The 12,402-nt window shown below is 55.1% G+C and carries 9 protein-coding genes; 3 read left to right on the plus strand and 6 right to left on the minus strand.

Annotation, left to right across the window (positions count from 1 at the left end; translation table 11 throughout):
• Nucleotides 1-83: 83 nt before the first annotated feature.
• From glcF to P8T57_RS06660, 4 genes are all read right to left on the minus strand, one after another.
• On the minus strand, nucleotides 84-1,403 hold the full coding sequence (gene glcF / locus P8T57_RS06645; RefSeq protein WP_341364957.1) for a glycolate oxidase subunit GlcF: 1,320 nt from the start codon (nucleotides 1,401-1,403) through the stop codon (nucleotides 84-86).
• Complete coding sequence (locus tag P8T57_RS06650) at nucleotides 1,403-2,644, minus strand: FAD-binding protein (RefSeq protein WP_341364958.1); 1,242 nt, start codon at nucleotides 2,642-2,644, stop codon at nucleotides 1,403-1,405. Before P8T57_RS06650 ends, glcF begins: the two co-directional genes overlap by 1 nt.
• A 90-nt stretch (nucleotides 2,645-2,734) precedes the next feature.
• Nucleotides 2,735-4,219 (minus strand): FAD-linked oxidase C-terminal domain-containing protein, encoded by a 1,485-nt coding sequence (locus P8T57_RS06655; RefSeq protein ID WP_341365366.1) that lies wholly within the window; start codon nucleotides 4,217-4,219, stop codon nucleotides 2,735-2,737.
• 16 nt (nucleotides 4,220-4,235) lie between these two features.
• A complete protein-coding gene (locus P8T57_RS06660) occupies nucleotides 4,236-7,703 on the minus strand; it encodes a pyruvate carboxylase (protein ID WP_063094352.1) in 3,468 nt (1,155 codons plus the stop codon).
• Between the two features lie 434 nt (nucleotides 7,704-8,137).
• Here P8T57_RS06660 and P8T57_RS06665 point away from each other — a divergent pair, with 434 nt between their 5' ends.
• The 3 genes from P8T57_RS06665 (at nucleotide 8,138) to P8T57_RS06675 (ending at nucleotide 11,156) form a co-directional block, all read left to right on the plus strand.
• Nucleotides 8,138-9,541: a cache domain-containing protein gene (locus P8T57_RS06665; protein ID WP_037987450.1), complete on the plus strand. Its 1,404-nt coding sequence runs from the start codon at nucleotides 8,138-8,140 to the stop codon at nucleotides 9,539-9,541.
• A gap of 60 nt (nucleotides 9,542-9,601) precedes the next feature.
• Entirely contained in the window at nucleotides 9,602-10,273 is a 672-nt protein-coding gene (locus P8T57_RS06670) for a response regulator transcription factor (RefSeq protein WP_007091662.1), read from the plus strand.
• Nucleotides 10,274-10,439: 166 nt separating this feature from the next.
• Nucleotides 10,440-11,156 (plus strand): Crp/Fnr family transcriptional regulator, encoded by a 717-nt coding sequence (locus P8T57_RS06675; RefSeq protein WP_341364959.1) that lies wholly within the window; start codon nucleotides 10,440-10,442, stop codon nucleotides 11,154-11,156.
• Between the two features lie 19 nt (nucleotides 11,157-11,175).
• Here P8T57_RS06675 and P8T57_RS06680 read toward each other — a convergent pair whose 3' ends face one another.
• Nucleotides 11,176-11,928 (minus strand): hypothetical protein, encoded by a 753-nt coding sequence (locus P8T57_RS06680; protein WP_341364960.1) that lies wholly within the window; start codon nucleotides 11,926-11,928, stop codon nucleotides 11,176-11,178.
• Nucleotides 11,929-11,974: 46 nt separating this feature from the next.
• The gene (locus tag P8T57_RS06685; protein WP_007091665.1) at nucleotides 11,975-12,334 is read right to left on the minus strand and encodes a TraR/DksA family transcriptional regulator; all 360 of its coding nucleotides are present in this window, start codon (nucleotides 12,332-12,334) and stop codon (nucleotides 11,975-11,977) included.
• Between the last annotated feature and the right edge of the window lie 68 nt (nucleotides 12,335-12,402).

The following is a 12,402-nucleotide window of genomic DNA, read 5'->3' on the forward strand; positions in this document are numbered from 1 at the left end:
GTAAGCAGTCTTTGCCAGATTGCATAAAAGCTCGCACGACGCAACGTCGGCGGGCTTTTGTATTTAGACGTCCAAACCGTTGTCTAGGCGATCTTTTCAGCATAATACGGTAAAAGCTTTTCGGGGGTCGGTCCCCCTGCTGCCCAGTCAAGCAATTGCACCGTATGCACAACTTTCAACGCACCGGTTTCAAGCTGCACCATGCAGCCGATATTGCCCGTCGCAACCAGATCCGGTGCCGTGTTTCTGATATTGCCAAGTTTGCGGTCGCGCAGTTGGCCCGCGATTTCAGGCTGCAACAGGTTATAAACCCCCGCCGACCCGCAGCATAAATGCCCCTCGGCAATTTCAAGCACCTCGTACCCGGCCTTTTTCAGAAGGTCGCGCGGTTCACGAATGATCTTCTGACCATGCTGCATCGAACATGCCGAATGATAGGCAACCCGCGCCCCGCCATGAGTCGCCCCGGCGAAACGATCCGCCGGGACATCAATCCCTGCCAGATATTCGGTCACATCACAGGCAAGGTCGGAAATTTTGGCCGCTTTCGCCGCGTAATTCCGATCATGGCGCAACATGTGCCCGTAATCCTTGACCGTTGTGCCACATCCCGATGCCGTAATGACAATCGCATCAAGCCCCACGCCCGCAAGTTCCCGGGTCCAGGCATCAATGTTGGCTTTGGCCTGTTGATGGGACTGCGCTTCCTTGCCCATATGATGAACAAGCGACCCGCAACAACCCGCCCCTTTGGCCACAACGATTTCGATGCCAAGGCGTGTCAGTAAACGCACGGTTGCCTCGTTTATCTCGGTCTCAAGAACCTGTTGCGCACAGCCGGTCAGGATGGCGACCCGGCCTTTGCGTTGACCAATTGCCGGGATCACCTGCGGCTTGTCGACCCAGCTTGGCGGCGGCATATGGCGCGCTCCCATTTTGACCATGCCCTTCAGACGGCCCGGTAAAAAGCGTGCGAATGGCGATGCCAGTTTCACCCCGATCAGCGAAAGCCTGAAAAGCATCGGGTTTGGCACGACAATCGATAAAATCCGGCGCAGCCATTTATCAGCAAACGGCCGGTCATAGGTTTCTTCGATATGGGCGCGCGCATTGTCGATCAGGTGCATGTAATCGACACCCGATGGGCATGTCGTTGTGCAGGACAGGCACGACAGGCAACGATCAAGATGTTTGACCACCTTTTCTGTCGCCGGTTTATCGTTTTCCAGCATGTCCTTGATCAGGTAAATCCGCCCGCGCGGACTATCAAGTTCATCCCCCAAGGTCACAAAAGTCGGGCATGTCGCGGTACAGAACCCGCAATGCACGCATTTGCGAAGGATCTGTTCACTTTCGGCAATTGCCGGGTGGGCAAGCTGGGCGGCGGTAAAGTTCGTTTGCATTACGCGTTCCCCCGCTTGGCAATCATGTGTCCGATCCGGCCCGGATTAAGGATACCTTCAGGGTCAAAATTCTCGCGGATTCTCGCATTGATCAGGGCCAAAGCCGCGTCCTCGGCATGGAAAACCGGCACCTGATTTCTAATATCTTCGGGCGCGCGCACCAGAACCGCCCGCGCATCGTAGGACACGGCAATGTCGCGCACTTTATCGGCCATCGCATCACCCCCGGCCAGTTGCAGCCAGGTTTGCGCCCCGGCCCAATCCATCATGATCTTCCCGCCGGTTTCGTCGGCCAGTTTCGCAGCAATCGCCCCCCCAGATGCCGGTGGCCCGGAAACACGCCATAGCAATCCGATCCCCCCTGCAAACGGGGCAACATCGGCAACCGCCTGCCAGAACGCGTTGCTGTTGGCGCTATGAAGTTCTTCACTGGCACCGATATCGGACAGAAGCTTACGCAATGCCTCGCACCGCCAGGCAACCGAGGGTGCAGGGCCTTCAACGCGCAGCGCAACAATACCGGTCCCGATGCCGGTCACAATGTCCAGACCAAGTTTTACAACCTGTTCCCGCGCAATCCATGCGGCGGCCGAAACCTCGTTCTCGCTGCCCAGGGCACGCGTCATGGCACTGCCTGCAATTTGCATATCGTCACAGGCGATCAGAACAGTTCGGGTTTTCTCGTCGCGCGGCATGACTTTCATGGTGATGGTATGCATCACGCCAAGCGTGCCAAACGATCCCGCCATCAGCTTTGACAGATCAAACCCGGTTACGTTCTTCATGACCCGTCCACCGGATTTAAAATCCTCCGCCCGGCCGCTGATGGCTTCAAATCCCAAAAGATGATCGCGTGCCGCACCGACCTTGATCCGGCGCGGTCCCGAAAGATTGGACGCAATCAGTCCGCCAATCGTTCCGGCATGATCCGCAACACCATCGACGAGCAACCCCGGAAAATTTCCGGGTTCAAAATGGAATTGCTGGTTCTTATCGCGCAGCAATGCGTGAATTTCGGCAAGAGACGTGCCCGCCCGCACAGAAACCACCAGTTCTTCCGGTTCATAAAACATGACCCCGGTCAATTTCGACAGGTCCAGAACATGGTCGGCTGCTACCGCATGCCCATATGTTTTCTTGCTGCCCGATCCAATGATTTCAAGCGGGTTTTTTGAACCAAGCGCCCAACTGATGGCCTCACGCAATTGTTCGGGCGTGGTGGGGGATATGACTTCCGTCATTGCGGCTTCTCTCTTCCTCTCCTGATCCTTGCCAACCGGTTGGTGGGAACCGGTGGCAGGATTATTTTTCTTCTCGTCTCTCGTTCCGGCCTAAAAGCGCGGGATATCCGGGAACTTGTTGGCAACTTCGCGCGCATGCAGGGTTTTAAGCTCGCCACAACCATGCAAGGTCGGGAAAACCTTGCCGGGGTTCAGCAATTCATCCTCGTCAAACGCCAGTTTCAGGCGTTCCTGATGTTTCATGTCATCTTCGGTGAACATTTCAGGCATCAGATCGCGTTTTTCGACGCCAATCCCGTGCTCGCCCGACAAAACCCCTCCGACCTCGACACACAGTTTCAGGATATCGGCACCAAATGCCTCGGCCCGTTCCAGTTCGCCGGGCTGATTGGCATCAAACATGATCAGCGGATGCAGATTGCCGTCGCCTGCATGAAAAACATTGGCAACCCACAACCCGTGGCGTTGCGACAAAACCTGCATCCCGGTCAGGACTTCGGCCAGACGTCGGCGCGGGATGGTGCCATCCATGCAGATATAATCGGGCGAAATACGGCCAATCGCCGGAAAGGCATTCTTGCGCCCCGACCAGAACAGCAGTCTTTCATCCTCGCTTTCGGAAATACGCGAATAAACCGCACCGCATTCCCTGGCAATCGCGCCCACCCGTTCAATCAGGTAATCGACCTCGACCTTTGGCCCGTCAAGTTCGACAAGCAACAACGCCTCAACATCAAGTGGATAACCCGCATGGACGAAATCCTCGGTCGCCTTGATGGCCGGGGCGTCCATCATTTCAAGACCGCCCGGAATGATCCCGTCGGCAATGATCCGGGCAACGCAATTGCCACCTTCTTCGCTGCTATTAAAGCCAAGCAGAAGCGCGCGCGCCGTTTCAGGCTTTCGCAGGATGCGCACCGTGACTTCGGTTACAATGCCCAGCAAACCTTCGGACCCGGTAATCACCCCCAAGAGGTCATAGCCCGACTGATCCAGTCCCTTACCCCCGATCCGAAGGATTTCGCCTTCGATCGTGACCATTTCAACACCAAGGACATTGTTGGTGGTTAGTCCGTATTTCAGGGAATGCACCCCGCCCGAATTTTCCGCGATATTGCCGCCAATCGAACAGGCGATCTGGCTAGACGGGTCCGGGGCGTAATAAAACCCCTTATGTTCGACCGCGCGCGTGATCCCAAGATTGGTCACACCGGGCTGCACGACGACCGCCCGATTGTCCCAGTCGATATCCAGCACGCGGTTGAATTTCATCATGCTGATCGTGATCGCATCCGCCATCGGCAACGCCCCGCCCGAAAGGCCGGTGCCCGCCCCGCGTGGAACGACACGAATTTTGTGGGTATGGCAATATTTCAGAATGGCCGCGACCTGCCCGGTATTTTCGGGCAGGACCACGATCATCGGAAGCTGGCGATAGGCCATCAACCCGTCGCATTCATAGGGCCTGAGCTGGTCTTCATCAACAATAACCCCGCCGTCATTGGGGACGATGTCCCGCATGGCGGCAATGATGTCCTTGCGACGCGCAAGGGTCGATTGATCCGGCTCAGGCATCCTAAGCATGCGACGTTTACTCCCGTAATTCGATCAGCAAATCCTTGCTGTCGACCTGTGTACCGGCGGGGGCATGAATGGTGGCCACAACCCCGTCCCTTTCCGCATGAACCGCGGTTTCCATTTTCATCGCCTCAAGCGAACACATCACATCGCCCGCCTTGACCTTCTGGCCTTCGGCAACATGGACCTCGACGACAAGGCCCGGCATCGGGGCGGCAATATGAAGCTGGTTACCATCCTCGGCCTTTGGTTTGACCTTGCCAGTCGCAGCCAATGTCTTGTCGGCAACCTTGACGGTCCGGGGCTGGCCGTTCAGTTCAAAGAACACGGTCCGATTGCCTTCCTCGTCCCCGCCTTCGGATGTCGCGAGATAGCGGATCACAAGCGTCTTGCCCTTTTCCAGATCGACGGAAATCTCGTCATTCTGGCTCATGCCATAGAAGAAGATCGGGGTCGGCAGGATCGAGACATCGGCGTTGTGACTACGATGTTCGGCATATTCAAGGAACACCTTGGGATACATCACATAGGATGCAACCTCGGCATCACTGATGCTGCGATGGGTTTTCTTTTCGATTTCCTTGCGGGTTGCTTCGAAATCAATCGGGGCCATGGATTTGCCCGGTCGATCCGAAAGGGCTTCGGCCCCCTTAAGCACCTTGCGCTGAAGGGCTGGCGGGAAGCCACCAACCGGTTGACCGATTTCACCACGGAAGAACGAAATGACACTATCGGGGAATGCGATGTCCTTTTTCGGGTCCAGCACATCCTTTTCGGTAATGCCCGACGTCACCATCGTCAGCGCCATGTCACCGACAACTTTCGAACTTGGCGTCACCTTGACGACATCGCCAAACATCTTGTTGACTGCGGCATAAGCTTTGGACACTTCCGGCCAGCGTTCCTCGATACCAAGGGAACGTGCCTGCTGGCGCAGGTTGGTATATTGGCCGCCGGGCATTTCATGGACATAAACATCCGATGTACCGCTGCGGATATCGCTTTCAAATCCGGCATAATACCGCCGGACCTGTTCCCAATAGGTCGAAACTTCTTTAAGCGCCTCGGTATTAAGCCCCGGATCACGTGGTTGCCCGATATAGTTATTGGCAATCGAACCAAGGTTTGGCTGAGATGTCAGGCCAGACATCGAATCCATGGCTGCATCCACCGCATCCACCCCGGCATCAATCGCGGCAATCACGGTGGCCGCCGAAATGCCGCTGGTATCGTGGGTATGGAAATGGATCGGAATATTGACCGTATCCTTCAACGCCTTGATCAGGGTCGTTGCCGCTGCCGGACGCAGAACCCCCGCCATATCCTTAAGTCCAAGGATATGCGCACCGGATGCCTCAAGCTCCCGGGCCATTTTGACATAGTAATCAAGGTTATATTTCGGGCGTTTCTCGTCAAAGATATCGCCCGTATAGCAAATGGTTGCTTCGCACAGCTTGTCGGTTTTCAGAACCGCATCCATGGCAACCTTCATGTTTTCGACCCAGTTCAGGGAATCGAACACACGGAAAACATCCATGCCGTGTTCTGCCGCCTGCTTGACGAAATATTCGACCGCATTGTCGGGATAGTTGGTGTAACCGACCGCGTTCGACGCCCGCAACAACATCTGTGTGAGGATATTGGGAACCCGTTCACGCAACTTGACCAGACGATCCCACGGGTCTTCCTTAAGGAACCGCATCGCGACGTCAAACGTCGCCCCGCCCCAGCATTCCAGCGAAAACAGCTCCGGCAGCCCATGCGCATAATAAGGCGCGATTTCAAGCATATCGAAGGTTCGCATCCGGGTCGCCAGCAACGACTGATGCGCATCACGCATCGTGGTGTCGGTGATCAGAACGCGTTTCTGATCCTTCATCCAGCGTGAAAATCCCTCGGCCCCCAACTGGTCAAGCTTCTGCTTGGTGCCCGGGCGGATTTCACCCAGATCAATCGATTTCGGCATCACCGGCGCATGCAGGTTTGTCGGCACGACCCGGCCTTCGACTTCGGGGTTACCGTTGACCGTAACCTCGCCAATGAAACGCAGCAAACGGGTCGCGCGGTCGCGACGGCGCACGAACTTGAACAGTTCAGGCGTTTCATCAATGAACCGCGTGGTATATTCACCGGCCCTGAATTTCGGATGATTGATCAGGTTTTCAAGGAAGGCCAGGTTGGTCGCAACACCGCGAATACGAAACTCGCGAAGGGCACGGTCCATACGGTCGACCGCTTCGCGCGGGGTACTTCCCCATGCGGTGACCTTTTCCAGCATACTGTCATAAAACGGGGTGATCACCGCCCCGGAATAGGCCGTGCCGCCATCCAGACGGATGCCAAAACCGTTGGCCCCGCGATACACCTTGATGATCCCGTAATCGGGCACAAAGCTGTTTTCGGGGTTTTCCGTCGTGATGCGGCACTGAAGCGCATGATCACGCAGCTTGATCTTGTCCTGCCACGGAATGCCGGTTTCCGACGGGAAACCGATGCGTCCCCCCTGCGCAACAAGGATTTGCGCCTTCACAAGGTCAAATCCGGTCACGCATTCCGTCACGGTATGTTCGACCTGGATGCGGGGATTGACCTCGATGAAGTAAAACTTGGATGTATCAACATCCATCAGGAATTCGACGGTCCCCGCATTGACGTAATTCGCGGCCTTCCCCAGACGAAGGGCTGCTTCGCAAAGTTCTTTGCGCTGTTCTTCGTCAAGGTAGGGGGCGGGTGCGCGTTCAACGACCTTCTGGTTGCGGCGCTGAACCGAACAGTCACGTTCAAACAGATGCACCAAAGTGCCATGCGTATCACCCAGAAGCTGGACTTCGACATGGCGGGCGCGACGGATCAGTTTTTCAAAATAAACCTCGTCATTGCCAAATGCAGCGGCGGCTTCGCGTTTGGCGGCCAGAACCTGCTTGGAAAGATCCTTGGAATTCTCGATGACGCGCATCCCGCGGCCACCACCGCCCCAACTGGCCTTCAGCATGATCGGATAACCGACCTGATCGGCGATGCGGGTAACTTCATTCATATCGTCAGGCAATGCACCCGATGCCGGCATTACGGGCACACCGGCACTTTCTGCCAGATTACGCGCGGCAACCTTGTTGCCCAATGTCCGCATGACTTCGGAATCAGGACCGATAAACGTTATTCCGGCCTCGGCACAGGCGTCGGCAAAATCGGGGTTCTCAGACAGAAACCCATAGCCCGGGTGAATGGCATCAACACCGGCTTCACGGGCAACACGCAGGATATCCTCGATATCAAGATAGGCGCGAATGGGTTTGTTGCCCTTGCCAACGGTGTAACTTTCGTCGGCCTTGAACCTGTGCAGGGCAAAACGGTCTTCGTCGGAAAAGATGGCAACTGTGCGAATGCCAAGCTCGTTGGCGGCACGCAGAACACGAATCGCGATTTCACCGCGGTTCGCGACCAGAAGTTTACGGATACGCTTTGGTGCAGAACGCGTCATGGACACCGGGCTCCTACCAGATTTGTAGGGCAGGTGCGTCCCTGTGCGCCCCTGCCGAAAACCAAGAGAAACGCCACGATATGATCCCGGAATGCGTTGCGGTGCGGGATGCCTGCAACGCCATACCATCTGTGGCGATAAAGGATGTCTGTCACGTTAAAACGCGTGCAGCGCATCCAGGGTTCCTGGCGCCCGGTGGGCAGGCGACGTGTCTGATATATGCGCAATGCGCTGCCTCTGTCAAAGCATGATCTTCGAAATTGGTAATACCAATTTCACTTTATCGCAGCCAGTGTCTTTTCACCATGTGGAAAATCGCGCCCGCGCCTAATGCAACCCAAAGGTTCAAAACCTGTTATCAGGCGCAGACTTTTGGTGCTTTTGTGATATTGTCCGGCCCGAAAATTCTTCCTGTATCCGAGACTGTTGTGCCCATGCGGAAAATCAATCTTCGACTAAAGTTTTTGCTGCTGTCGATCCTGCCACTGGTTCTGGCCGCCGCGGCAATATCGTATCTGGTATTTGCACAGGCCGAACGACTGGCCGAAGCAGAAATCAGAACGTTCGAACGCAATATTCTCGAAGCCCGCAAGGAAGAGCTTAAAAGCTATCTTGAACTCGCCCTTGCTTCGATAGATCACATTTATTCGGTAGCAAGCCCGCTGGATGCCGTTTCCAAGGAACGGGTCAAAAGCATCATCGAAGACCTGTCCTATGGCGAGGATGGCTATTTCTTTATCTATGACCGTGATGGTACGGCCCTTGTCGACCCGCCACAGCCATGGCGTCTGGGGCGCACATATTGGAACCTGCGCGATCTGAACGGAAATTCCGTCATTCAGGCGCTGATTTTCAATGCCGAAAAAGGTGGTGGTTTCCTGCGCCATGTCTGGGAAAAACCGTCAACCGGCGAACCCGCCGAGAAAATCGCCTATTCCCTGATGCTTGAAAAATGGGGCTGGATGATCGGTACCGGGATTTATATCGATGACATTTCCGAACAGGTGAAGGAAATCGAGACCGAGGTATCATCCCACATCCGTGACACGACAATATCGATTGTCGGCATCACCATTCTGGCGGTTTTGCTGGTCGGCATTTCGGGCACCGTCGTCACCCTTTCGGAACGCAAACTTGCTGATTCGAAGCTAAAGGAACTGACCCATCGGGTTGTTGATGTTCAGGAACAGGAGCGTTTGCGGGTGTCGCGCGAATTGCATGACGGCATCAGCCAGATTCTTGTTTCCGTCAAATATTCGGTCGAAACCGCAATCGCACGCCTGGGACCGGAAAAGAATGCAGCAACCGAACCTATGGAAAAGGCCGCCAAGCGATTGCAGGATGCCATCCACGAAGTCCGTCGCATATCGCGCGACCTGCGTCCGGCCGTGCTTGATGATCTTGGCCTGCGCCCGGCGATTGAAAGCATGTGCAAGGAACTGGCAGACCGGTCCGACATGCAGATTGATGTCAAATCGGACAATATCGATGTGGTTCTCGATATCGCAAAGAAAACGACGCTCTATCGCGTCTTGCAGGAAACCCTGACCAATATCGAACGTCACGCCGATGCCACGCATATCAAGGTCACGATCCGCCGCGAAGGTCAAAGTGTCGTGATGAAAATCATCGATAACGGTGTCGGATTTGAAACCAATCGGTATATTCGCAACCGTGATCCGCGTGCGGGGATCGGCCTTCGCAATATGCGCGAACGCATGGAATTCCATGGTGGGGGCATGACCGTCAAATCCGAACCGGACGATGGAACAACCATAACTGCCTATATTCCGGTTTCGCGTGATAATGATCTACCCGTCACCGTCATCAGCGGCTAAGGTGGCAACAGATGTTTCGGCCCAGATGTTTCAGCAATGTGACAGAGAACTGAATTGACCATGAGCAGCGCAAATACCCCCTATTCGCCCAACCGTCCCATTCGTGTTTTGCTGTGCGACGACCATGCGCTGGTCATGGATGGCATTCGTTCGCGTCTTGAATGCTATGACCATATCGATATCGTCGGCGAGGCTGGAAACGGCATGGAAGCCCTGTCGCTGGCCGGAAATGTCAAACCCGACATCGTTCTGATGGATATCTCGATGCCGGTCATGAACGGGCTGGAAGCCGCCGAAAAATTCCGCGAAACCATGCCCGATATCAAGGTCATCATCCTGACCATGCATGAGAATCCGGAATATCTTCGTACTGCCCGACTGGCAGGTGCGCGCGGCTTTATACTGAAAGATGTATCGTCAAACGACATGGTGCGCGCGATCGAGGCAATTGCAAATGGCGGCGAAGCTTACAGTCCGACATTTGATCGCATCAGCAACACCGAAGGCGTGCCTGACGATGGCATGCCGCTGACCACACGGGAACGCACCGTCTTGCGGCTTCTGGCCAAAGGTGCCAGCAACAAACATGTCGCCCGCGAACTTGATATCAGTGTGCGTACCGTGGAAACCCATCGCCGCAACATCAAGCGCAAGCTCGACATCGACAGCTCCGCCGGCCTCGTGCGTTATGCGATAGAAAAGGGCCTTGTCACCCTGGACAGCACCGCCTGACGGCACGCCCGAAAAAGTCGTACTATTGTGATGTTTTTCACCTTTTGATCGCTATTAGGTTGAATTTACAAACCAATAGGATAGATTGCTCAAAGATTTAGAGTGCTTCCATTTAACAGCCTGCGGCGACCGATCCTGCATCTGTCCCGTTCCGTCAGGGGGTTTTGTGAATTACTCCGCGCCGCAACCAACCATGCCCGACATGTTGCGCTGCCGCCGATGCGGCGTCCGGCAACTTGCGCTTTTCAACGATCTGACGGATGACGATTTCAAACTGGTTCATCTGCCGATTGAGGACATGGCAATTGCCAAACGCGCGATCCTTTACAATGCCGGGGACACTGCAAACGCGCTGTTCACCTTGCGCAGCGGTCTGATCAAATTGACGCATTATCTGGCCGATGGTTCACAACGGGTTGTGCGCCTCGTCCGCCCCGGTGGCACAATCGGCCTTGAAGCCCTCGTCAGCGACAGCTTTGCCCATCACGCCGAAGCCCTTCAGGACAGCGCGTTATGCCGGATTCCGGTTGCGGTTGTTGAAAAACTTGATCGCGAAAGCCCCCATTTACACAAACAGTTGCTCACACGCTGGCATCAGGCGGTAATGGAATCAGATAACTGGTTGACCCAGATGTCGACCGGATCTGCCCGGGAACGGGTTGCACGGCTGTGCCTTTATCTATGTGATCATGCGGATGACAGTTGCGTTCTGCCCGGACGGGAAGATATTGGCGCAATGTTGGGTATCACCACCGAAACCGCCAGCAGGATCATCGCCGAATTTCGCCGAAACGGTCATCTAAACCCGCGCTGCCGTTCGGAATTCGATCTTGATGTCAAAGCACTTCAGGTCGTCGCCGGACTTGATCACGAAGCAGCCTGATCAGATTGTGCAAAATCCGTCAGCGCATTGCATCGGGCAATGTTGTCTGGAATGCCGAATTTGGCCCGCACGCCTTCGATAGCCGTTCATATTCATCCGGGGTATCTATCGCGCGATGGTCTTCGCGCCGCGCAAGATCGATGGTGCGCAAACGGCGTTTGAAATCCTGTCCATACTGGTTCAGTAACCGCCGTTGCAGGCGTTGCACCTCGCCCGCACCAACCGGTCGCATGGCGGCAAAGTCCGCCATGATTTCGGAGACCATGGCATCAAGTTCCCGCTGGATATCCTGTTCCATATGCTGATTGATCTGCACGTGCTGCCCTTCATGGGCATAGACCACGTCATATTCACATGTGCCACGCTCTAGCTCGGATGCGACATACACCAGATGCTTGATCACTTCGACCTCGGGGTTAATCCGGATCGGATACAGACAGAATGCCCCAACGCCGACCTCGACCGGCTCAAGGCGCATGTCAAACCGCGCCTGAAGTTCATATTCGGTCAAGCCGGTCACCAGATAACGACTTCCCTGATTGGCCCGGTTGTTAAGCCAGCGCACAGACCGATGACGATCCAGCATCGGGTCCTGATTGATAAATGACAGGCTTGCAACAGGCGCACGCGCAACCGCACAACTGTTTTGCTGTGCGGAGGCATGATCGTTGGGCGTCACAAACAGAAACACCGCGATCAGAATGCATACTGCAACCGCGCCCCACCTGATCGATGATTTGGGTGCAACGTGTTTCGCCCTTTGATCTGCCATATAAAAGATACGTTAATTCGGTCTGACCGGTTTGATCAATCCGTCCCTAACTGTGTTTGACATGGGCAGCGCAATCAACGCAAAGCGGTGTGGTCGGGTCAAATTCCAGACGCTTCTTCTCGATTTCTTCGCCACAATTGTGGCAGAAGCCGTAATCGGCATGCTCGATCCGGGCCAGCGTCTTTTCGATGCGATCAAGTTCAGCGGCACGACGGCGCTCCTGTTCCAGATGCATTTGCTGATCCTGAAGCGCATCCATCCGTGACAGGCGGCCGACGGCCTGTTGATCAAGCTCGACCGGCTTTCGATAATCTTCCGAATGATTTGAATGGGCACTTATATCCGCGCGCCGATCTTCAAGTCGCTGACGCAAGAATGCAATGTCAATATCGCTACGCTCAGACATTCTGGTCCCTCATCGATTTGTTGCCGCCATAAAACATATATATGGGTAGCGACCGATGCATTTCGCCA

This window comes from Thalassospira sp. SN3W, assembly GCF_038070535.1.
In the GTDB taxonomy this organism is placed as follows: Bacteria; Pseudomonadota; Alphaproteobacteria; order Rhodospirillales; family Thalassospiraceae; genus Thalassospira; species Thalassospira xiamenensis.

Excerpts from the sequence above, each read along its gene's own strand:
- glcF (WP_341364957.1), bottom strand. The coding sequence starts at position 1,403 with ATGCAAACGAACTTTACCGCCGCCCAGCTTGCCCACCCGGCAATTGCC.
- P8T57_RS06650 (WP_341364958.1), bottom strand. The coding sequence starts at position 2,644 with ATGACGGAAGTCATATCCCCCACCACGCCCGAACAATTGCGTGAGGCC.
- P8T57_RS06655 (WP_341365366.1), bottom strand. The coding sequence starts at position 4,219 with ATGCCTGAGCCGGATCAATCGACCCTTGCGCGTCGCAAGGACATCATT.
- P8T57_RS06660 (WP_063094352.1), bottom strand. The coding sequence starts at position 7,703 with ATGACGCGTTCTGCACCAAAGCGTATCCGTAAACTTCTGGTCGCGAAC.
- P8T57_RS06665 (WP_037987450.1), top strand. The coding sequence starts at position 8,138 with ATGCGGAAAATCAATCTTCGACTAAAGTTTTTGCTGCTGTCGATCCTG.
- P8T57_RS06670 (WP_007091662.1), top strand. The coding sequence starts at position 9,602 with ATGAGCAGCGCAAATACCCCCTATTCGCCCAACCGTCCCATTCGTGTT.
- P8T57_RS06680 (WP_341364960.1), bottom strand. The coding sequence starts at position 11,928 with ATGGCAGATCAAAGGGCGAAACACGTTGCACCCAAATCATCGATCAGG.
- P8T57_RS06685 (WP_007091665.1), bottom strand. The coding sequence starts at position 12,334 with ATGTCTGAGCGTAGCGATATTGACATTGCATTCTTGCGTCAGCGACTT.